This window comes from Paraburkholderia sp. SECH2 (assembly GCF_030464795.1).
Lineage (GTDB): Bacteria > Pseudomonadota > Gammaproteobacteria > Burkholderiales > Burkholderiaceae > Paraburkholderia > Paraburkholderia aspalathi.
The window spans coordinates 61,016-81,734 of record NZ_JALPRH010000024.1 but is presented as its reverse complement, the minus strand read 5'-3'; the positions used below and the strand labels follow the sequence as shown (position 1 = coordinate 81,734).

The following is a 20,719-nucleotide window of genomic DNA, read 5'->3' as shown; positions in this document are numbered from 1 at the left end:
CGGCACGGCATTCGAATCTGCGGTGCCTATGATGCGGGTGGTCAGGCGCCGTGCCGCCACTCGGGCCCTCCAGGATATGGCAGACCTGCCGTCACCCGCTTCCGGCGAGGCCCCTTTAGTTCGCCGGTCCACTTGTAGAAACACAATATACTTCCTATCAGCAGCACGCGGGCATCGGCAGCAAACTAGAAGCCAAACAACCTTCCGGTAGTCAACGCGATTCTGTCGCTGCAAAAAAAACTGAAGCCGGCCGTTGAGTCAGGCACATGGAGACAAGGAGCGAGAGCGGTGACGAAGCAAGAACTGTTGACGATCATTTCCTTCGCCGAGAAGGCGCGGGCGTTGTCAAACGAGTGTCTAGGGATCAATGAGGCAACGTGGGATATTCTGCTTTTCGTAATCCGCAGGCATCTGGAGAACAAGCTGGTGACAGTAACCAGCCTGGCACACGCCGCGAACATGCCCTACAGCACGGCGGTGCGAAAGATCGATCAGATGTTGGAGGAGGAACTGATCATCAAGCGGGAGCGCACTACGACCGGGAAATCGTTCTCCCTGCATCCCAGTGAGGACATGATCGCCCGCTTTCACGACTATGCGCTGCGAATGAAGGACATAGTCGCTCAGACCTTTGGGTTTCCAACTGATGCCGAGGGACGTAGTAGCTACTATTTCGGTGCGTCCTATATGGCTGCCAACATTATCTCAGGGCCCGCAATCCTGCGTCAGGGGATCGGGGTCAAGAATACAATGCGTTTTTTGTTCACCGACGACCCGACGTTTCTCATCCTCGCGCGTGCTCAAAAGGAGCTCGAACAATGGTTGGGTGGCAAGGTTGAGATCACTTGTGCATCGATAGATGATGTTCGAACACTGACCCTTAACGATGCCCAGCGAGCAGTCTCTCATTACGACATCATCGATTTCGATATGCCACAGATTGGCGAGTATGCGCAGAAGGGTGTACTGATGCCGATTGATGCTCTGCTCGAAAGCAGCAACATGAACCCCTCCGACTTCCATCCTGCGAGCTGGAATGCCGCGAGCTACGATGGAGTCCGGTACGGCGTTCCAATCGAGCCGACCGCCGAGCTATTTTTTTATCGGACAGATATCTTTGAATCTCTCGGTCTCGCGCCCCCCACAACCGTCGACGAAACGTTGCATGCTCTTCGTCTACTTAAGAAGCGGCGACCGGACATCGCTGGGGTTGCTTTCTGTGCTGCGCGTGGAACCCCCATCGGGCATACATTCTTACAACTACTGGGTGACTTCGGCAGGTCACCGCTTGATCTGCCGGTGATCGACGGAGATTTCGATCTTTCACAACTTTCTGGCGAGCGGATCGCATGCATGATCGACAGCCCGGAAGGTCTTGCGACGGCAGAGTATCTTCTCGCTCTCCAGAATTTCGCACCACCAAACCTGCTGCACCTCGCTTGGGACGACGTCGGCCAACTTTATGCCGAAGGGAAGATTGCGACCGGATATGTCTGGTCGGTTCGCGCAGCGCGCTTCGAATTTGATTCGGGGTCGCCTGCCCACAAACGGTCCGGTTTTCTTCCTCATCCGCGCGCGGTGGGAACACAATGCATCTCGCCAATGGGCGGATACGCGCTCGGTATCCCCAGGAACATTGATCCGAAACGTGTTGATATGGCGTGGCGTGTTACCCAATATCTTACGTCCCCCGAGCTGATCAAGTATTACGTCCAGAATGGCTGTCTGGTCAGTCCGCGCTTTAGTGTCAGCGCAGATCCTGAGGTCAAAGGCATGAGTGGCGTCATCGAGATCATAGATAGACTCGCGCAAAACGATCAACTGAAGTATTGGCAACGCCCCCCAATCCCGGAGTTTTCAGGAATGACGTCGATCCTCGGCGAAGAGATTCATCGAATGATGCGCGGCGAGATCAAACCGAAAGAAGCGCTGGTCCGGTCTCAACAGCGTATCGACCGCATCCTTCAAGCGCGCGAGAGTTGAGGCACCCGGTCGAACGCGAAGATGGTCGGAATGCGATGCGTACTTGCCAATCCCCATGAGATGCCTGGCACAGTCTCGCGTTGGGCCGCGGCACCTTCAAAAAAGTCCAAAATGAACTTTTCTCAAAGTGGACACCTGCGCGCTTTGTCTTTGTCTGCCCCTCCGCAATAATCAGATCCCAGTTTTCCTTGTAGAGGAACAAAAAATGGCGGATCGGTGGAGCGAGATAGAGTTGTTCGTCCTGACTGGCGAACTGGGCAGCCTCTCGAAAGCCGCCGATAGACTCGATATGTCGAACGCTTCGGCAAGTCGCACGCTGAGCGCGCTCGAAGAACGTTTGGGGGCACGCCTCATAGAGCGGACTACCCGGAGGATGTGGCTGACTGATGTTGGGCATGACTACCACCGGAGATGTTCTGCAATGCTTGCAGAAATGGCAGAGGCAGAATCAATCGTCTCCGACGAATGCGTGGTCGCTCGTGGCGTTTTGCGGGTAACGAGTTCAGTCTCGTTCGCGATGATGCATATTGCTCCAGCACTCCCCGAACTCAGGAAGAGGTACCCGGACCTTTCCGTGCAGATTGTGACGGCGAATCAGTATCAGGATTTCATCGAGGCGGGGATCGATGTGGCAATACGTACCAAGGAGCATGAACACGACTCCGGAATCACAGTGCGGAGGCTCGCCGAAACACGGCGAGTGATCGCTGCTTCACCGGGCTATCTGCAACTGCATGGACGTCCTCGCACACCGGAGGATCTCGATACGCATCAGATGCTGGTATATAACCTCGCAGCAGATCCCTATATGCTTCACCTGCGCAAGGGCGAAGATGAGCGTCACATCCGGATCGAAAGCGTGCTCGATTCGAACGAAGGTCAGGTCATCGTTGGCGCTGGCCGAGCTGGCCTTGGAATGGTCATCCAGCCTTTGTACATCATCTACGATGACATCGTTTCGGGGAGGCTCATTCCGGTTCTTGAGGACTGGAAGCTGCCGCCACTCACGATCAATCTTGCGTATCAGAGTCGTAAGTATCAGCCGGCGAAAATTCGGGCTTTCACAGAGTTCCTCATCGAACGGGTGAAGAATCTGGATTTGGAAAAACGATGGCTGACGGAGGCTGCGTGATTGGTCATATGCGCCAGTGCTGCGCTTTCACTTCCGAGGGCTCGCGAAATCCGGGACATGGCACCAGGCGCAGCGTCGCGTCCTTGCCTGTCGTTATGCGCAACTGGTGTTGAGCGAGCGTCGAGCGACCAGACCAAAGGTCCGCTTTGGACGTCGCTTCAACCCGTGCTTGTAGCGAGTTCCGCGAAACGCTCGTTGATACGGCTGCCCGAGGCGTCCAGTTCGTCGAGCCGTTGCTCCAACTGCTCGTAAAGAAGTTTTCCGGCGCGCTTTTTGAACTCGCCAGCCACTAACACCGTGTCGACGTTTGCGGCACTTCCTTGCATTAGCACTGACGAAACAGGGTCGTGCACCGGTCGCATACTCAAACCGTCTGCACGAATCAACACGACATCGGCTTGCTTGCCCGGCGTGAGCGACCCAATTCGATCCTGCAGGCCAAGTGCCTCTGCGCCGCGAATCGTTATCCAACTGAGTGCGTCCGACGTGGAAATCGTCGAATGACTCGGCAACTGCCCGCTGTCGACCCGAGCCTGCGCATTGTCCAACGCACGCTGCGAGGCCAACGCGACCCGCGCCACCGTGAACATGTCGCCTGCGATGGCTGACTCGAGATCGACACCAAGTGACGGCGCCCCGCCCGCGTCACGCAATCGGCCAGTGATCGGATGGCCGTGTCCCTGAGTCATTTCCGTCTCGGGCGCGACAGAGAAGGTCACCCCACGGCCGATCATCATCCGGAGTTGCGCGTCGCTCAGATTGTTACCATGGACGATGTTGGTGGTCGGGCCAAGAAGGTCGCGCTCGGCCAGACGTTCCCAACCATCGGGCGTCTTCGGCTCGAGCCCTGCGCAGTGCATGCTGGCGATCAGTTCGTACTCGGCGGCAAGCAGAAAATCATGCTCGGCTACCTCATAGGTCGAGTAATGAGGGCCGAGGATCGCCATGCCGAGCGTGACGCGCGCGTCGCGGCTTGTGAACCTGTTCTTCAGCAGGCGCTCGATTTCGCTACGTGGATGGGGAATCTCGCTGAAGTGCTTCTGCCCAGGTTTCGGATCTGGCTTTGGGGAACCGTGAAAATACACGGCGCGGATCCCTGACTCGAGCAGTCCGTCGATCGCGCGATCCGTGTGTTCGGGCGTCGGATTGTTGTGGCACCAGTCGCCCAGCGTGGTCGTGCCAAGACTCAGCTGGTTGAGCGCACCCACGAGCGTCCCGATGTAAAGGTCATCCTGGTTGAACAGCGTTGCTAGTCCCGCATGGACGCTACGGAAATAGGTGGGCAATGTCCAGTTAGCCGCCACCCCGCGCAGCGCGGTCTGCCACGTGTGCATGTGCGCGTTGATGAGCCCCGGAATGACAATGCAACCGGTAGCGTCGAGTTGTTCAGCATCGTTCGCCTGGACCTGCGGTCCTACAGCGACAATCAGGTCATTCTCGATCAATAAGTTGAAGCGGCCATTGCCGATGGCCGGGTCCATCGTGACTACATGACCGCCTGTAATCAGCATCTTCATCAACGCGTCTCCCTGGTTCTAGTGGGCTGTATCCCGGTAAGGCGAATTTGTTGTCGCCGCCTCGCCGCCACAACGGGCTTATTTGATTGCCAGTTTGTGCTGCATGGTAAAGGCAGCAAAGGATTTCAGTTGAGCGGAGATGATTTCGCGCGTCTGTGGGTCCGTGACGCTCTTGCCCTCTACGTCTAGCTTGCTTGCGGCTCCGCCTACCATAACCTCGGGTTTGTTCAGCACCTGCGAATCGAGGAATACCAGGCTCTGGCGCAAATGGTATTGCGCGCGGGCGCCTCCAAAAATGCCAGGGGACGCCGACTGGATCGCAACGGGCTTGCCTGCAAACGGGGCTGTCGGGAGACGCGAAAGCCAGTCCAGCGCATTTTTCAGCACACCGGGAACCGAATAGTTGTATTCAGGCGTGACGATGATGACTCCGTCCGCTTCACCAATTGCGTTTCCAAGTTCAAGCACAGTTTGCGGAAAACCCTCGGCCTGAACATCCGCGTCGTAGTGGGGGAGCAACCCAACGGAGGGTAACCTCGTCACCTGGACATTCTCCGGCGCTAACGTCTGCAGGGAGTCGGCGATGGCTGCGTGGAAAGAAAGACGACGCAGGCTTCCGACAAGCGTCACCAGACGCAGGGGGTTTTGATCAGACATGATGTTCCTTAGGAAGTAGTTATGTGATGGCCCTGAGGGACCATGTGTATCGATACGATCAGGTTGATGCCCAATGCTGCATATGCTCGGGCATGCACGTGCGCCAACTCAGGCGTTGATCGCGCTTATCCGCGGTCCAGCGGAGTCGGCTGTCGTCTCGACGCAATAGTCGACCTGAAAACGCGCTGTTCTCATATTGCCAAGTAGCTCTCGCACTCGCAGGTGCTCCGGATGCGTCGCATAGGCGTCAAGAGCGGCCTGTGAATCAAACTCCGTGATGAGAACGACATCACAGGCATAGTCGACCGCACTCGAATCGAGTCCGATTTCAAGCTTCAGCATGCCTGGAATTTGACCACGTAGCCCTTCAAAGCTCTCCTTGACGAGCCGGCGGGCTTTCTGATGTTCTTGCGGGGTCTCACCGCTAACTCGCCACATGACAATATGTCGGATCATGCATGAACCTCCGCGGGGTTTAGTACGAAGTCATAATTGACCGTATAGAACGGCTTTTTCATTTTTGTACCGTCCGGCGCCACGCCAGGATCGTGCTCGACCCAGTCGGTGATTAACGTTGAGCGAACACCGAACACCGCATCAGAGTCGAGATACTTGTCTCCATCGCGGAATACATGGGTGATCAGCGTTTCGTAGCCGGGCGCCACAATCATGAAATGCAGGTGTGCCGGCCGCCATGGATGCCGCCCGAGCGCTTCCAGCATTCGGCCCACGGGGCCGTCGTGGGGAATCGGATATGCCTCAGCGAGGATCGAGCGAAACTGAAATTTCCCGTCAATGCCGCTGTATAGCCTGCCGCGCGCCTGGTGGGCTGCGGAACCCGAACCATCGGACGACCGTTGGACATCGTAGAATCCGTCTTCGTCGGACTGCCAGACGTCGATCCGTGCGCCGCTCACCGGCGTGCCGTCAAGACCGCGGATTTGGCCGCTTACAAAACACGGCTCGCCTCGCGCGCCGTTCGCGATATCCGCGCCGTTTTCGTATTCCGGCGCGCCCTCGACATAGAACGGACCAAATACGGTTGCTTCCGTGCAGTGGGTCGGCTTTTTGTGGTTCAGCGCCATCACGAGCATCGACAGGCCAAGCGTGTCCGAAAGCAGAATGAATTCCTGACGCTTGTCATCCGTGATGTGTCCAGCTTCAGTCAGAAACTGTATGGCCTTGAGCCACTCCGCCTCGGTGAGCTTGATATCGCGCACGAAGCTATGAAGATGCTGCACCAGACTGGTGATGATCGTGCGTAGTCTGCTGTCGCAGCGATCGTCCATTGACGCAAGTACGGCCTGCGTAATGGTGTCCTCGTTGATGTTGCGCATCGCTGTCGTCTCCGTTGTGCGCGTGTGCATGAGACGACAGGTTAACGACCTCATAACGGAAAAGAAATGCGTCAAAGTGAAATGACATTTCCGCTAGGTGGATGAATCAGCCGTAACGATCGTTGGACCGAAATCGAATTATTTGTTTTGACGCTAATGAACGATGGCCAGATTTTCTCGGATGCCGTCGTGTCGTCGTCCCATTCCCGGGGAAATCCGGATGGACTTTCCCCTTCAAGGTGGTCACCGCAAAGATATTTCCACCTGCCGGAAATATGATTTCGCGGGCACGCATATTTCTTTAGCGCACGTTCGAATAGTCTACAGCCATGCCACGAAACGCAACGCGGCGTTGCAAAGGTGACAACGAAGTCGGCAAACCCACCGATTCACCTGGCCCGGGCGGCCTGGTAGGAGACCATCGATGAAAGCAGTCCGGGTTCATGGTAAGCGCGATCTTTGCGCCGATGAAGTATGCCCCACGAAAACCGAGCTTGGGACAGGTGCTTGTCATAGCAACACCGTGCGGCATCTGCGGCACCGGTCCTCATGAATATGATCACGGCCCGGCGTGGACGTCCGCAAGCCCGTCCCCCACATCAGCGCTTCCCTTCCACAGATTACTGGCCGCGAGTTCGCGGGCCGCGTTTCCATCGGGCCGCCGACCGGACCTCAGGACCGCTATCTTCGGCCCAGAACGTTCGAGTGCTGAGAGACGCTGATAGATAAAAACAGTTCCGGGCTAGAGATACCAGTGGCGATGCCACAGTAGGTGGCCACGGAACGTGTTGAGGAAGTCGAAAACAGAACTGCGAATAGCGGACATCAGAAAGGAGATAGAAAATGGACCGCCTTAAAGGCAAAGTCGCTTTGATCACCGGTGCTGCACAGGGCATCGGATTGACGGTAGCGCAAATTTTCGCACGCGAAGGCGCTACGGTCATTGCGGCTGATATCAATTCAACGGGTGATTCACGTGGCTTCGACATTCAGCAACTTGACGTGTCCTCGCCAGCAGATTGGACACGCGTTGTCGAGTCGGCGATTGCCAGTCACGGACGCATCGACGTGCTCGTGAACAACGCAGGCATTGTCGGGTGTTATGAAACGTTGGACGGCACCGATCTGGACAGCTGGCAGAAAGTGCTCAACGTCAATCTCACTGGCAGCTTCCTTGGCATCCAGGCCGTGTTGCCGTCTATGCGCGCGATGCGCAAAGGCTCGATTATCAATTTCTCGTCCATGTGGGGCATTGTTGGTGTCGCGGGGGCCGCGGCATACGCCGCAGCAAAGGGCGGGGTGCGAAACATGACCAAGAACGCCGCCGTGACCTACGCGCCCGAGAATATTCGAGTGAACTCTGTGCATCCCGGATTGATCAGAACGCCACTCGTTGAGCACCAGTCGGATGACATGAACGCCGAGATCATCGCGAAGACGCCGATGGGACGCATGGGCACGTCCGAGGAAGTCGCGAATGTATGTCTGTTCCTTGCGAGTGATGAGTCCTCGTTTATGACCGGTAGCGAACTGGTGATCGACGGCGGATATCTCGCCCAGTAGCCGAGATGCAAGGATGCGGTAACGGATCGCATCATCGATTCAAAAGAGCTGCTTCTATTGACGTGGGCCGTGCGCTCCTCGCATGGTCGGCGAAACTCCAAACAACCTGCAGCTCGTACTGCAGGCATATTGCAGGTGAAACACATGTCTACTGATCTTCTTACTCAATTTGGCCGGCGCGTTCGAGTTGGTCTGGTCGGCGGTGGAAAAGATTCTGTCATCGGTCGCACCCATCTTGTCGCGATGCGAACCGACGGTCTTTACGATGTGGTCGCTGGCGCGATGTCAATTGACCCGGAGATTGCGAAAGCTTCTGCGCGAGCGGAATTGATCGACGAGGACCGGATCTACACCGATTTTCGTGTGATGGCAGAGCGCGAAGCAGCGCGCGAAGACCGCATCGACGCGGTAGTAATCGCCACCCCGCCACAGTTGCATTTTGAAGTGGCTAGCGCATTCATGGAGAAAGGGATCGACGTCATCTGTGAAAAGCCACTAAGCCGCGATCTTGGCGAAGCCCAACGCCTCAATGACCTCGTCAAACAACACAATCGGCTGTTTCTCCTCACGCATTGCTACACGGGTTATCCGATGGTTCGGGAAGCGCGTGCGATGGTGGCGTCGGGTGCACTCGGCAAGATTCAATGTATTGAAGGCGAACTGTGCGCGGGCTTTGTGGCTGACCCGCAAAATCCGGACCGCCATTGGCGGTTTCGCGAGTCTGCGATGGGCAAGGGCGTCCTCTTGGGCGAAGTTGGCTCCCACGCTCACCATATCGTTTCATACATCACCGGACTCCGCATCGAGGAAGTCTCTGCTGAGATGACGACCTTCGCCGAAGGTCGCGAAGTGTACGACAACGCTTATCTGACGGCACGGTTCGAAGGCGGTGCTCGCGGGCGGCTCTGGGGCAGCTATGTCGCAACGGGAAACGACCATGGCCTCTCATTCCGGATTTTTGGAGAGAAAGGCAGTCTCACCTGGGTTCAGGAAGAACCGGAGGTGCTTTGGTTCAAGCCGCCTGGTAAGCCCGCTGTCCGGCTGGCTCGGGGATACAGCAGCCTCTCGCCGGCTGCAACCGCTGCGACGCGATTCACGGCTGGGCACCCCGAAGGTTACGCGCTTGCCTTCGCAAACCTGTACGCAGATTTCGCGAAGGCATTGATCGCCAAACGTCTCGATTTGCCGTACCAGTCTTACCTCGACGGCATACCAGGCATTGCGGACGGAGTGGACACCATGGCGTTGATCGATGCGGCTGTTCGGTCTAACGAGAAGGGTGGAGCCTGGACCACGCTTACTCGATGAATAAAGTCGTCGCAAACCCGATGATCGAGCTTGCGAGCCTTCCAATTCCGACTTTTGTCACGCTCTGCCGAGCGTGACGTCGTAGTGGTTTTTAAATCAGAAATGGAGACAATGATGTTAAAGAAAGTTGTACTCGGTCTGGCAGCCATGGGTCTGCTTACAGGCGTGGCGTCAGCGAAGGATATCAATTCGGTCGGCGTTGCAATCTATTCCCTCGGCGATCCCTTTCAGATCGCAATCTCCAAGGGCGTTACCGATCGCGCAAAGCAGATCAATCCAAACGCCAAGGTCACGACAGTCGCATCGGATTACGACCTGAACAAGCAATTCGCTCAGATCGACAATTTCATTTCCGCCAAGACGGATTTGATCATTCTGACTGCGGATGATCCTAAGGCGATTCTGCCGGCAATCAAACGCGCCGAAGCAGCAGGCATTCCGGTCATCGCGGTCGATGTTTCCGCAGAGGGTGCGGTGGCGACTGTACAGACCAACAACTTCAAGGCGGGCGAGATGGCTTGCCAGTACCTGTCGGACAAGCTCGGCGGGAAAGGCAAGGTGGTCATCTTGAATGGGCCGGCCGTATCGTCCATCCAGGATCGGGTCAAGGGTTGCCAGTCGGTTCTAAGCAAAGGCAAATTCGAAGTCCTCTCCGACAACCAGAACGCCAAGGCAACGCGTGAAGGTGGTCTGACGGTCATGCAGTCGCTACTGACCCGGTTCCCGAAAGTCGATGGTGTGTTCACGGTCTGTGATCAGGAAGCCATCGGGGCGGATCTGGCGGCCAAACAGTTTGGCCGGAAGGACGTCATGATCTTCAGCGTTGATGGCTCGCCGGAAGTGGAGACGTTGCTGAAATCGAATTCGTCGGTCCAGGCGTCGGTGGCCCAGAGCCCGTACTCGATGGCAATGAGGGCTTTCGATATTGGCAACGACATCCTGACAAAGGGGAAAAAGCCCGATGTGCCTGTGATTCTGCTTGATCCGAAACTGGTCACGCGTGACAACGTCGCGTCGTACAAGGGCTGGGGCGGCTAATCAACCCTCTGTCGATGCAGCGCGTGAGCGCTGCATTGGGCACCGCGCGCGCTTCGGCGTACGGCGCGCGCCGGCCAGCACACACAAGGAGACATGATGCCATCGGATAACGGAATTCCTCTGCTCGAAATGCGGAACGTCAGCAAGACCTTTGTTGGCACCAAGGCTCTTGACAGCGTCGAACTGCGCGCATGGGGTGGTGAAGTTCTTGCGCTGATGGGTGAAAACGGCGCAGGAAAATCGACTCTTATGAAGATCCTCTCGGGGGCCTATGAGGCCGACTCGGGAAGCGAGATTCTAATCGATGGTCAGCCCGTCACCATTGGCGATCCGCAGGAGGCGAAGAATCATGGCATATCGATCATTTATCAGGAATTGAGCCTTGCCCCCAATCTGACGGTTGCCGAAAACATTTACTTGGGGCGCGAGGTTTCAGCTCGCGGAATGGCCAATCGCAAGGCGATGTATGCCGGATGTCGCGACGTCCTGGAGCGACTCGACGTGCCCTTCAATGCTCGCACGATCGTCGGCACGCTTTCGATTGCAGAGCAGCAACTGGTGGAGATTGGCCGCGCGTTGCACGCGAAGTCCAGAATCCTGGTTCTGGATGAGCCCACTACGGCCCTGTCGTCTCGCGAGAGCGAGAGGCTGTTTGCGTTGATCAGGCAATTGCGTGCCGAAGGCATCGCCATCATTTACATCAGCCACCGTATGGAAGAGGTCTACGACCTCTCCGATCGTGTCTCCGTGCTGCGCGACGGGCGATTTGTGGGAACGATTGAGCGTCATGATTTATCGGCACAGACTATCGTCAAGATGATGGTCGGTCGGGATCTCTCGACGTTTTACATGAAAGAGCACGATTCAGGCGGTAGCCGTGGTCCTGTCATCTTCGAAGCAAAAGACATTTCAGACGGCGACAAAGTCAAGCCAAGCAGCTTTCAGCTCCATCAAGGCGAGGTATTGGGAATTGCCGGGCTGGTCGGCTCTGGCCGTACCGAGCTTGCGCGACTGATCTATGGGGCCGATGAAAAAACGGGCGGGAAAGTTTTCATCAACGGCCTCGAGGTGAACATTCGTCAACCGTCGGACGCACTCAGGAACGGGTTGGCATACCTGACGGAGGACCGTAAGGCACTTGGCCTCTTTCTCGACATGTCGTGCGCCGAAAACCTCAATATTGGCGTCATTGCTTCAGATTCACTCCAAGGCGGCTTTCTCAACCTTGCAAAAGGGAAGAGTCGCGCAAATTCGGCGTTTGAACAACTTCGTATCCGGGCGGCGAGCCCTATGGTCAACGTGGGTAGCCTCTCTGGAGGAAACCAGCAGAAGGTTTTGCTTTCACGTTGGCTGCAAATCGGACCCAAGGTGCTGATTCTCGACGAGCCGACGCGCGGTGTGGACATTGGCGCTAAATCAGAGATATATCGCCTTATCGACGACCTGGCTCGCCAGGGAATCGGTGTCGTAGTGATATCGAGCGAGCTGGCGGAAATCATCGGGGTTTGCGATCGCACCCTTGTGATGCGGGCGGGGCATATCGTCGGCGAGGTCGGCGGCCCGGACAAGGAGGCGATCACGCAGGAAAACATCATGGCTCTGGCGGCAGGGGCGGATGCAACCCTTGATGCCGCTTGAAACAGATTCGGAGACGGAAATGAGCAAATCAACGATCGGAGGCCCAGCCGCGGCCCAGACATCGACAGAGCGCATCGGAATGTCGGCGCGTAAGGTGCACATTCGAAGACTGATTAGCGCAATCGGCATGTTGCCGGTGTTGATCATCCTTTGCTTCGCATTTAATTTTGCGACAGAAGGCACGTTTTTCACCGGCCAAAACATCGCAATTGTGTCGCAGCAGGCCGCCATCAATACGGTATTGGCCGCCGGCATGACATTCGTGATCCTAACGGGAGGCATTGACCTTTCAGTGGGATCAATGCTGGCTACCGCGGCAATGACTGCCATGTTGTGTTCCGTCAATCCCACATTCGGTGCCTTTGCGCTCCCAGTGGGACTCATTACCGGCATAGTTTTGGGCTTGCTCAACGGTGGGTTGATCGCCTATTTCAAGCTGCCGCCGTTCATCGTTACGCTCGGGTCGCTCACCGCAGTGCGAGGATTAGCGCGATTGTTCGGTAACGACGGCACGGTGATGAATCCCAACCTGAGCTTCGCGTGGATAGGCAATGCAAGTATCCTGGGCGTGCCCGTGCTCGCAATCATCGCGCTCGCCGTTATCCTGATCTCCTGGATCGTCCTTCGTCGTACGGTGCTCGGCATCTGGATATATGCCCTTGGTGGAAATCCTGCGGCAGCCCGCCTCTCGGGCATCAAGGTCCCTCTGATTCTGCTCTTTGTGTATGCCGTCTCCGGGCTGCTCTCCGGTCTCGGTGGCGTGATGTCCGCAGCGCGGCTTTATGCTGCGAATGGTCTTCAGATCGGCCAGGGCTACGAGCTTGACGCGATTGCAGCGGTTATCCTCGGCGGGACAAGTTTCGTGGGTGGCGTGGGCTCTATCTGGGGGACGCTGGTTGGAGCTTTGATTATCGCAGTACTCTCCAATGGGCTTGTCATCTTGGGTGTATCTGACATCTGGCAATTCATTATCAAGGGCCTTGTCATCATCGCGGCCGTGGCCCTCGATCGCGTCCGTCGCAGCGGTGAGAACCGCACCTGATTCTCAATATGCGCGGCCGAAGCGCAATACAGAAAAATCATCCCGGATACGACGTTGACGCGCGCAACGTCTCTGACCGGCGCGGTGTACCACGCCAATGCGAACAACGGAAACGGAAATGCAACGTTGTACACGCTTTCTGGTGCGTTTGCGGGCATCGCTACGCAGTTTTAGTCTCAGGAGACCAGACGGCGATACGACGAGCCGGCGATCAGCTTAGGTATCCGCAGAACATCCAGAACGCAGAGAAGAAAGAACCGGTTTACGACCCAGGGGAAGTTGCAATCAAGGGCGATTTACGTAGGTGTTTTCTGAAATTCATGTCAGTTAATCCCGCTCTTGGGTAGTCAGGATTTTTCGGGCAAGTGAACTTGAATATGCTTCACGCTGACGCAAAGCGGCTGAGCAAAAAGGGCGCGACGTCAAGTTCGGGCGTACGTTGGAGAATGAGATCGGTGACCAACTGCGACACGATTGGGGCAAGCGTGTAGCCGTTCGACGTCACGGCATTGAAGAAGCCGGGAACACCTTCAACGGGGCCGACAATGGGCGCGCCGTCGATGTCGATATTCATGCCGGCCCAGGCGCGCACCATGTGCATTCCTTTGAGCGCGGGCAGCACGTGGCTTGCGACCCAGACATTGCCTTCGATGCTCTCGCGCATTGCGTGATTCATGCGCCGCGCGGGGTCGAACGCGGCGGTCCAGCCGCCGCCGATCAGGATGCCGCCGGTCGCGGTCTGCTTCAGGCTCAAGTGGCGGTCGGCGTGGGCGATCAGATGGTCGACGAGCTTCGGCGCGGGTTCCGTGGCGATCATCTGCAACGGCGTGCCCGCCACCGGGACGTGCACGCCGAGCATCGCACCGATTTCTTTCGCCCACGCGCCGGCGGCATTGACCACGACACGTGAACGAATCCAGCCGCGGCTCGTGTCGACAGAAAAGCCGTCGCGATCACGCATGATCGCCGTGACGTTGGTCGCACGCTGGAAGCGCGCGCCCTGCGCGCTGGCAAGGCGCATGACGGCATACGTTGCGCGCAGCGGATTGATCTTGCCTTCCATCGGGCAATATTCGGCGCCGAGCAATGCGGGCGAAAGATGTGGCGACAACGCGAGCAGGCTGCGCGTATCGAGCAGTTCCGCTTCGATGCCGAACTGTTTCTCGAGCGCGATCTTCTGCTCGAGGAAGCGCATGCCAGCCTCGCTGTCGGCCACCATCAAACCGCCGGTCACACGAATTTCGAGGTTGTCGCCGCTTTCGCGTTCGAGCTGCTGCCAGAGCCGCACTGACGCAGGGCCGAGCGCAAGCGTGTTGGCTGCGGGCATCCCGCCCGCGCGCGCCTTCTTGCCGAAATCGAACGACAGGAGTTGCACGTGCAGGCTGCCCGCGTTTGCGCCGGACGCTTGCAGGTTGAGATCGTCGCGGTCTACCACCAGCACATCGCGGCCGGCACGGCTCAGAAAATGACCAAGACATGCACCCATCACGCCGCCGCCGATCACGAGAATGTCGGTCGTCTGATCGCCCAGTGCGGGTTCTTTTACAGGCCGGGCAATGTTCGGCGTGGACGCCTTGCGATGGCCACCCCATTCGGGCTTCTCGAACGCGAGCGCGGCGAGCGGCGTGGGACGTATTGGCACACGCGGTGCGAGAAAATGCATGACCTCGCGCGCACGGCCAGTCGATTCCTCGATGAGCTTCGCGCAACTCGCCGCGCAATTGCGGCCCTGGCAGCGGCCCATACCGAGGCGGGTGTTGCGCTTGATCGACGCAAGCGTGTCGTGGCCGGCGGCGAGCTGGTCGACGATCACGCCCTGCGTCACGTCCTCGCATCGGCAGACGATCGTGTCGCGCGGCACATCCGCGATATGCGGCGTCGGTGCGGCGAAAATCTTCCACAGCGCGGTCTGGAACCGGTCCGCGCGCCCCAACGCGCGGCGTGCCGCAGCACGCGATCTCTCGGCGCCCGCCTCTGACTGAAGACGTAGCGCATCCGCCGCCGCGTGGCCCGCGAGCGTCCCGCGCGCGAGCGCGACCCGGGCGCCACCGATGCGCGCACCGTCGCCTGCCGCAAACACGCCTGCGATGCTCGTCTGCCCGTTTGCGTCGATGTCAGTGGCGAGATGTCCAATGCCTCTGTCGACGAACGAATGCGTGCAGCCGAGCGTCCGTGCGATATCGGTCGTCGGTGCGAAACCGTCACCAACGCACAGGGTGTCACAGGAGAGGGTGACGGTTTTGTCGTCGCAAATGTAGGTTATCTCCGCGAGCCGCTGCTTGCCATGCGCCTCGAGCCCGCGTGCGTTCCAGACCACCGGCACGTTCGCGGCGCGCAGCGTAGCGAGGTAAGCGGCGCCGTCGCGAATCAGGCTGGGTGCTTCGCGGGTCGCTACAAGCAGTTCGCGCCACAGGCGCAAGCCGGGCCGCGGCGCACGTTCGAGAACCGCCACGACGTTCGCACCGCCGGCCACCAACTCGGCGGCAAGTTGCAGGTTCAGCGGCCCGTTGCCCGCAATGACGATCCGCTCGCCCGGCGCCACGCGATACGCCCGCGCCAGCGTTTGTGCGCCACCGGTGGTCATCACGCCGGGCAGGGTCCAGCCCGGGAAGGGCGTGGTGTATTCGTATGCGCCGGGAGCGAGCACGATCTGCTGCGGACGGAACACGACGCTTGCGCCATTTACGATCACGCCGATTTCGTGCGGGCCGAATGTGCCCCAGACGAACGCCTCCGGCGTGAGCGTGACGCCCATCGTTCGAGCACGCCGGATCAGCGCTGCGCCTTCGCGGAACTGTCGATCGAGTTTGCTGGCCTGCTGGCTCGGCGCGATCTGCTTGAAAAACTGGCCGCCCGCCATGGGGCGCTCATCAATCACCTCGACCGATGCACCACGCGAGCGGGCCGCGCACGCCGCCGATAGTCCTGCGGGGCCGGCGCCTACCACCAGCACGTCGACGGTGACCTCGCGCGGCTGCGTGCCTTCAGGCGTCGGGGCGAGCGGCACATGAGCGCCGGCGTTGGCGCGCTCAGTGCCTTGCGCGGTGACCTGCATGCCGTCCGCTGCCTTCGTCATGCAGGCGCGTTGTCCCTGTTTGCCGTCCACGCACACGAGGCACTCGAAGCAGTTGCCCATGCCGCAATACAGCCCACGCCGCGCCCCATCGCGTGTCTCCCGGTACACCCCACAGCCGGCGTCGGCAAGCGCCGCGGCAATGGACTCACCCTCCGGCGCGCGGATGCGCTCGCCGTCGTATTCGAACGAGATGAGCTTGCCGGATGGCGCGATGTGCGATTTTTTTAGACGCATCAGAAACCTTGTTGCATTGGGCTTTGCACGTCTTCCAGACGGAGGCCGGAATTTGAAAAACTTGACGTATGGAATTTGTATACAAATGCTATACAAACAATATGCAAACTCAAAGCGCTCAAAAAAACCGGATTCCAGCTCTACGATGAAAACTTTTCGCGGCACCTACACCGTTCTGATCACGCCCTTTACCGCCGACGGCAAGCATGTCGACGTGCCAGCTCTGCGCAAGCTTGTGAACTGGCAGATCGAAGAGGGGATTCATGGGCTCATTCCGCTCGGCAGCACGGGCGAATTCCTGTCGCTGAAGGATTCGGAGCGGCTGGAAGTGGCGCAGACCGTGATCGAGGCGGCGGCGGGCCGCGTGCCGGTGCTGCTCGGTACGGGGATGGAATGGACCGACGACGCCATTGCCCGTTCGCGGGAAGCGCAGGAACTCGGTGCGGACGGCGTGATGGTCATTCCGCCGTTCTACAGCACGCCGACCGAAGACGAACTCTTTGAGCACTACCGTCGGATCGGCGAGTCGATCGATCTGCCGATCATGATTTACAACAATCCGGCCACGGCGAACGTCGACCTGAAGCCGGAACTCGTCGCGCGCCTGTCGCACATCGACAACGTGAGCTACATCAAAGAGTCGACGTTGGAGGTCACGCGGGTGCGCGACATCGTCGAATTGTGCGGTGACCGCATGACCGTGTTTGCGGGGATTCTCGGCTACGAATCCATGTGTGTCGGTGCGCAGGGCTGGGTGGCGGTGTGTTCGAACCTGCTGCCGAAACTTTCCGCCCGGCTTTACGAATGCACTGCTGTCGAGCGTGATCTCGACGCGGGACTCGCGATTTATCACGAAATCCTGCCGATCGTGCGTTGGGTTGGCGGTCATCGCTATGTCTCGGCAAGCAAGGCCGGCCTCGAGATGATGGGCTTGCCCGTGGGCGCGCCGCGCGCGCCGCGTCTGCCGCTGCCACAAGGCGATCGCGAACTGCTGCGCGCCGACCTTGCGGCGCTCGGCGTCCTGAACACGCTGTCCTGATTCTTTTCCCCCTGGAGAATTTCATGTCCTTCCGCTCGTTTGCCCGTCCGTTTCTGCTTTCAGGCGCACTCGCGCTTGCTGCCGCTTTGAACGCCCAGCCAGCCGCTGCCGCGTGCACGTCGTCCATTCCCGCCGACGCGCTGATCAAGAAAGGTGCGCTCATCATGTCGACCAATCCGACGCTGCCGCCGCTGCAATACACCGACGGTTCCGGGCAACTGAAGGGCATGCGCATCGAATTGGGCGAAGAGATCGCCAGGCGTCTGTGCCTCACGCCCGAATACGTGAAGATCGATTTCGACGCGATGGTGCCGGGTCTGCAAGGTGGCCGCTGGGATGTCATCAATACCGGCATTTTCGTGACCGACGCGCGTACCCGCATCATGCAGATGATCCCGTACGAGAACCAGGCGATCAGCATTTCCGCCACCTCGTCGAATCCGTTGAAGATCACGAAGACGGACGACCTCGCGGGGCACACGGTGGCCGTCGAGATCGGTGGTTTCGAGGAGGCGCAGGCGCGCGCGATGATGAAGGATATGACGGCGCGCGGGTTGACGCCCTTCACGCTGCGCACCTTCGACACGTTTTCGATTGCTTATCAGGCGCTGGCCGCCGGCCAGGTGGACGCGGTCGTCTCGATCGACGCGGTGGCCGGCGAATACCAGAAGCGCGGCGGCTTTGCGCGTGTCGTGTCCGGCATTCACCCGACGCCGGTCGCGCTTGCAGCGAAGAGCCCGGCTCTCGCGAGCGCGATCGCCGGCGTGCTCGACGAGATGCAGAAGGACGGCAGCTACCAGAAGCTGTTTGCGAAGTACGGCATGAAGCCGCTCGATGCGCCAATCGCAGTCGCACAGCCGAAGTGATCGCCGCACGAACACGTTGATTACATTTGCAGGAGTCAGGCAATGAGCAAAGGATGGAGCTGGGACGGTTTCGCCTCATATCTGATCAGCCCGTACTTGATCGGCGGCGCGTTTCAGACCATCTGGCTGACGCTCGTGGCGATCGCGGGCGGCCTTGTTCTCGGTTCGCTTATCGCGTTCGCGCGGTTGTCCGGGAAGCATTGGCTGTCAGCGCCGGCTGCGTTCTACGTTTGGGTTTTTCGTGGGACGCCGCTGCTGGTGCAACTGATCATCCTGTACACGGGGCTGCCGCAGGTCGGGCTGCGTTTCTCCGTGATCGAGGCGGCGCTCATCGGCTTGATCCTCAACGAGGCGGCATATCTGGCCGAGATTATCCGGGGGGGCATTATCGCAGTGCCGCGCGGACAGACCAGCGCCGCGAAGGCACTCGGCCTGACTAGTGTGCAGACTATGAGTCAGATCGTCTTCCCGCAAGCGATGCGGCTCATCGTGCCGTCGCTTGGCAATAGCGTGAACAGCCTGCTGAAGACGACCTCGATCACGTCGGTGATCTCGATGGAAGAACTGCTCAGACGCACGCAGGAACTCATCCAGGAACGCTTCATGGTGCTCGAGTTGTTTGTCGTGGCCGCGCTTTACTACCTGCTGATGACGACGGTCTGGAGCTTCTTCCAGCGCAAGATCGAAGCCTATTACGGGCGGGGCTATGCCGCGCACGACACACACCGAAGCGGCTGGCGCGCATGGCTCTCGGCGCGCCGCACGCTGCGCGTTGCAGCCCGCTCTCATTGATTCTGGAGAAACACTCGTGACCGCTATATACCAGTCCAGCTTCGACACGGTGATTCTCAACGCGCGCATCGCCACGGCGGCCGATCTCTACACCGCCGATATCGGCATCCTCGATGGCGTCGTTGTTGCCATCGGCCGCGATTTGCCCAACGGCCGCGAGACGATCGATGCCAGGGGCCGCTTCGTCACGCCAGGCGGCGTGGACGCGCACGTCCATCTCGACCAGCCCACGTCCGACGGCTCGAAAATGGCGGACGATTTTCTGACCGGCACGCGCTCAGCAGCCTGCGGCGGCACCACGACGGTCATCCCGTTCGCGCTGCAGTTCAAGGGGCGCAGCGTGCGCGCGGCGGTCGAGGACTATCACACCCGGGCCAACGGTAAGGCCTCGATTGACTATGCGTTCCACCTGATTGTGTCGGACCCGACAGAGGCGGTGCTGAAGGACGAACTGCCGGCACTGATCGCGGACGGTTATACGTCGATCAAGGTCTATATGACCTACGACGACATGAAGCTCGACGATCGCCAGATCATAGACGTGCTCGCCTGCGCGCGTGTTCATGGTGCGATGACGATGGTCCATGCGGAGAACAGCGATTGCATTGGCTGGTTGACCGAACGGCTGCTCGCGGCCGGGCTCACCGCGCCGAAGTATCACGGCGATTCGCGGCCGATGCTGGTCGAGCGGGAAGCGACTCATCGGGCGATTGCGTTGTCCGAGGTGACGGAGGCGCCGATTCTGATCGTCCATGTCTCCGGACGGGAGGCGATCGAGCAGATTCACTGGGCGCGCGGCCGGGGTCTGCCAATCTTCGCGGAAACCTGTCCGCAGTATCTTTTCCTCAGCGAAGAAGACCTCGCGCTCGAAGGCTTCGCCGGCGCGAAGTGCATCTGCAGCCCGCCGCCGCGCGACAAGGCGAACCAGCAAGCCGTATGGACCGGATTGCAGAACGGCATGTTCACGATCGTGTCGTCGGACCACGCGCCCTTTAACTACGACGATCCGCACGGCAAGATGCTGCACGGTGCCGCTGGCGGCTTCCATCAGGTGCCCAACGGCATTCCGGGCCTCGAAACACGGCTGCCTTTGCTGTTCTCGGAAGGAGTGCTGGCAGGCCGGATCGACATCAACCGCTTCGTGCAGCTCACGTCGACGAACGCGGCGAAACTGTACGGACTGTATCCGCGCAAGGGCGCGATCGCGGTCGGCAGCGATGCCGATCTGGTGATATGGGATACGGGTATTGAACGTACGATCCGCAACGACGAGCTTCACCATGCAGCCGATTACACGCCCTACGAGGGGCGCGAAGTGCGTGCGTGGCCCGCGATGACGCTGAGTCGAGGCGTGACCGTGTGGGCGGATGGGCAGTTCCGCGGGCAGGCCGGTCATGGACAGTTCCTGCGATGCGAGCGCCCCGACGTTGTAACATCGCAGGTCAAAGCCGGGACTGCCGCCATCTGAAGGCGGATCCGGCGGAAAAGAGAACTACC

The 20,719-nt window shown here is 59.0% G+C and carries 16 protein-coding genes; 11 read left to right on the top strand and 5 right to left on the bottom strand.

Annotated elements, in window-relative coordinates:
- Nucleotides 1-288 precede the first annotated feature (288 nt).
- Together M0D66_RS29910 and M0D66_RS29905 are read left to right on the top strand one after the other, a co-directional pair.
- Nucleotides 289-1,983 carry an ABC transporter substrate-binding protein gene (locus M0D66_RS29910; protein WP_093635294.1) on the top strand — a complete coding sequence of 565 codons (1,695 nt, stop codon included), beginning with the start codon at nt 289-291 and terminating at the stop codon, nt 1,981-1,983.
- Nucleotides 1,984-2,188: 205 nt separating this feature from the next.
- Nucleotides 2,189-3,115 (top strand): LysR family transcriptional regulator, encoded by a 927-nt coding sequence (locus M0D66_RS29905; protein ID WP_200620233.1) that lies wholly within the window; start codon nt 2,189-2,191, stop codon nt 3,113-3,115.
- Nucleotides 3,116-3,273: 158 nt separating this feature from the next.
- Here the strand turns inward: M0D66_RS29905 and M0D66_RS29900 are convergent, their stop codons facing one another.
- The 4 genes from M0D66_RS29900 to M0D66_RS29885 form a co-directional block, all read right to left on the bottom strand.
- A complete protein-coding gene (locus tag M0D66_RS29900) occupies nt 3,274-4,632 on the bottom strand; it encodes an amidohydrolase family protein (protein WP_093635296.1) in 1,359 nt (452 codons plus the stop codon).
- A 78-nt stretch (nt 4,633-4,710) separates the two neighbouring features.
- The gene (locus M0D66_RS29895) at nt 4,711-5,289 is read right to left on the bottom strand and encodes an NADPH-dependent FMN reductase (RefSeq protein WP_093635297.1); all 579 of its coding nucleotides are present in this window, start codon (nt 5,287-5,289) and stop codon (nt 4,711-4,713) included.
- A 108-nt stretch (nt 5,290-5,397) separates the two neighbouring features.
- Nucleotides 5,398-5,745, bottom strand: coding sequence for a Dabb family protein (locus tag M0D66_RS29890; RefSeq protein ID WP_093635298.1), 348 nt, complete (start codon nt 5,743-5,745; stop codon nt 5,398-5,400).
- Nucleotides 5,742-6,626 carry an intradiol ring-cleavage dioxygenase gene (locus M0D66_RS29885; RefSeq protein ID WP_200620259.1) on the bottom strand — a complete coding sequence of 295 codons (885 nt, stop codon included), beginning with the start codon at nt 6,624-6,626 and terminating at the stop codon, nt 5,742-5,744. The genes M0D66_RS29890 and M0D66_RS29885 overlap by 4 nt, the downstream gene beginning before the upstream one ends.
- A gap of 843 nt (nt 6,627-7,469) precedes the next feature.
- Here M0D66_RS29885 and M0D66_RS29880 point away from each other — a divergent pair.
- From M0D66_RS29880 to M0D66_RS29860, 5 genes are all read left to right on the top strand, one after another.
- A complete protein-coding gene (locus M0D66_RS29880; RefSeq protein WP_093635300.1) occupies nt 7,470-8,189 on the top strand; it encodes an SDR family NAD(P)-dependent oxidoreductase in 720 nt (239 codons plus the stop codon).
- Nucleotides 8,190-8,333: 144 nt separating this feature from the next.
- Nucleotides 8,334-9,497 carry a Gfo/Idh/MocA family protein gene (locus M0D66_RS29875; protein ID WP_200620232.1) on the top strand — a complete coding sequence of 388 codons (1,164 nt, stop codon included), beginning with the start codon at nt 8,334-8,336 and terminating at the stop codon, nt 9,495-9,497.
- Between the two features lie 114 nt (nt 9,498-9,611).
- Nucleotides 9,612-10,535, top strand: a complete 924-nt coding sequence (locus tag M0D66_RS29870) for an ABC transporter substrate-binding protein (RefSeq protein WP_093635302.1) — start codon at nt 9,612-9,614, stop codon at nt 10,533-10,535.
- Between the two features lie 93 nt (nt 10,536-10,628).
- Nucleotides 10,629-12,173, top strand: coding sequence for a sugar ABC transporter ATP-binding protein (locus tag M0D66_RS29865; RefSeq protein ID WP_208620666.1), 1,545 nt, complete (start codon nt 10,629-10,631; stop codon nt 12,171-12,173).
- A 79-nt stretch (nt 12,174-12,252) separates the two neighbouring features.
- Nucleotides 12,253-13,215, top strand: a complete 963-nt coding sequence (locus M0D66_RS29860) for a ribose ABC transporter permease (protein WP_234486839.1) — start codon at nt 12,253-12,255, stop codon at nt 13,213-13,215.
- Nucleotides 13,216-13,597: 382 nt separating this feature from the next.
- Here M0D66_RS29860 and M0D66_RS29855 read toward each other — a convergent pair whose 3' ends face one another.
- Nucleotides 13,598-16,525: an FAD-dependent oxidoreductase gene (locus M0D66_RS29855; RefSeq protein ID WP_266212416.1), complete on the bottom strand. Its 2,928-nt coding sequence runs from the start codon at nt 16,523-16,525 to the stop codon at nt 13,598-13,600.
- A 145-nt stretch (nt 16,526-16,670) separates the two neighbouring features.
- On the opposite strand from M0D66_RS29855, the gene M0D66_RS29850 reads away from it, so the two are divergent.
- From M0D66_RS29850 to hydA, 4 genes are read left to right on the top strand one after another with little or no spacing between them, the layout of a single operon-like run.
- Entirely contained in the window at nt 16,671-17,564 is an 894-nt protein-coding gene (locus M0D66_RS29850; protein ID WP_266212415.1) for a dihydrodipicolinate synthase family protein, read from the top strand.
- 23 nt (nt 17,565-17,587) lie between these two features.
- The gene (locus M0D66_RS29845; protein ID WP_200653183.1) at nt 17,588-18,430 is read left to right on the top strand and encodes an ABC transporter substrate-binding protein; all 843 of its coding nucleotides are present in this window, start codon (nt 17,588-17,590) and stop codon (nt 18,428-18,430) included.
- A gap of 42 nt (nt 18,431-18,472) precedes the next feature.
- The gene (locus tag M0D66_RS29840) at nt 18,473-19,222 is read left to right on the top strand and encodes an amino acid ABC transporter permease (protein WP_266212414.1); all 750 of its coding nucleotides are present in this window, start codon (nt 18,473-18,475) and stop codon (nt 19,220-19,222) included.
- A gap of 16 nt (nt 19,223-19,238) precedes the next feature.
- Nucleotides 19,239-20,690 carry a dihydropyrimidinase gene (gene hydA / locus M0D66_RS29835; RefSeq protein WP_266212413.1) on the top strand — a complete coding sequence of 484 codons (1,452 nt, stop codon included), beginning with the start codon at nt 19,239-19,241 and terminating at the stop codon, nt 20,688-20,690.
- Nucleotides 20,691-20,719 lie beyond the last annotated feature (29 nt).

Bases quoted from the DNA above. Each gene is read 5' to 3' on its own strand.
- M0D66_RS29905 (WP_200620233.1), top strand. From the start codon at position 2,189: ATGGCGGATCGGTGGAGCGAGATAGAGTTGTTCGTCCTGACTGGCGAA.
- M0D66_RS29900 (WP_093635296.1), bottom strand. From the start codon at position 4,632: ATGAAGATGCTGATTACAGGCGGTCATGTAGTCACGATGGACCCGGCC.
- M0D66_RS29895 (WP_093635297.1), bottom strand. From the start codon at position 5,289: ATGTCTGATCAAAACCCCCTGCGTCTGGTGACGCTTGTCGGAAGCCTG.
- M0D66_RS29890 (WP_093635298.1), bottom strand. From the start codon at position 5,745: ATGATCCGACATATTGTCATGTGGCGAGTTAGCGGTGAGACCCCGCAA.
- M0D66_RS29885 (WP_200620259.1), bottom strand. From the start codon at position 6,626: ATGCGCAACATCAACGAGGACACCATTACGCAGGCCGTACTTGCGTCA.
- M0D66_RS29880 (WP_093635300.1), top strand. From the start codon at position 7,470: ATGGACCGCCTTAAAGGCAAAGTCGCTTTGATCACCGGTGCTGCACAG.
- M0D66_RS29875 (WP_200620232.1), top strand. From the start codon at position 8,334: ATGTCTACTGATCTTCTTACTCAATTTGGCCGGCGCGTTCGAGTTGGT.
- M0D66_RS29870 (WP_093635302.1), top strand. From the start codon at position 9,612: ATGTTAAAGAAAGTTGTACTCGGTCTGGCAGCCATGGGTCTGCTTACA.
- M0D66_RS29865 (WP_208620666.1), top strand. From the start codon at position 10,629: ATGATGCCATCGGATAACGGAATTCCTCTGCTCGAAATGCGGAACGTC.
- M0D66_RS29860 (WP_234486839.1), top strand. From the start codon at position 12,253: ATGTCGGCGCGTAAGGTGCACATTCGAAGACTGATTAGCGCAATCGGC.
- M0D66_RS29855 (WP_266212416.1), bottom strand. From the start codon at position 16,525: ATGCGTCTAAAAAAATCGCACATCGCGCCATCCGGCAAGCTCATCTCG.
- M0D66_RS29850 (WP_266212415.1), top strand. From the start codon at position 16,671: ATGAAAACTTTTCGCGGCACCTACACCGTTCTGATCACGCCCTTTACC.
- M0D66_RS29845 (WP_200653183.1), top strand. From the start codon at position 17,588: ATGTCCTTCCGCTCGTTTGCCCGTCCGTTTCTGCTTTCAGGCGCACTC.
- M0D66_RS29840 (WP_266212414.1), top strand. From the start codon at position 18,473: ATGAGCAAAGGATGGAGCTGGGACGGTTTCGCCTCATATCTGATCAGC.